Genomic DNA, 562 nt, shown 5'->3' with positions numbered 1-562 from the left:
TTCATTTATGGGAGTTATCGGATTGGGACCAAGAGGGAATGATTTGCTTACATGAACTGATCAGTAGAGAAGAAGAGCTGGCAGAAGATATTCCTCGTTTAAGGAAATATTTTAAGACAAAGTTTCGGAATCGGATCCTAGACTATATCCGTAAGCAGGAAAGTCAAAAACGAAGATATGATAAAGAACCCTATGAAGAAGTGGGTGAGATCAGTCATCGTATCAGTGAGGGCGGTCTGTGGCTAGATGATTATTATCTCTTTCATGAGACACTAAGAGATTATAGAAACAAACAAAGTAAAGATAAACAAGAAGAGTTAGAACTCGTCTTAAGAAATGAACGCTTCCAAGGTCGTCAAAGAGTCCTAAGAGACTTACGTATTGTGTTTAAGGAGTTTGATATCCGTACTCGGTAAGAAGCTATGTAAAAAAATGAAAAAAGTTTTAAAAAAGTGTTGACAAAGTTTGAAAAGCCAGTATAATAGTAAGAGTTGAAAATAACTCAGGTCCGTTGGTCAAGGGGTTAAGACACCGCCTTTTCACGGCGGTAACACGGGTTCGA

1 protein-coding gene is annotated in these 562 nt (G+C 38.1%); it reads left to right on the top strand.

Going from position 1 to position 562, the window contains the following annotated elements:
• Positions 1–416, top strand: a 416-nt coding sequence (locus ADH52_RS03080; RefSeq protein ID WP_049510024.1) for a hypothetical protein, incomplete at its 5' end; no start/stop codon positions are given.
• Between the last annotated feature and the right edge of the window lie 146 nt (positions 417–562).

It is taken from the genome of Streptococcus pseudopneumoniae (genome assembly GCF_001072665.1).
GTDB lineage: Bacteria > Bacillota > Bacilli > Lactobacillales > Streptococcaceae > Streptococcus > Streptococcus pseudopneumoniae_S.
Note: the sequence above shows the minus strand (reverse complement) of the source record. Positions and strands in the feature narration are given on the sequence as shown.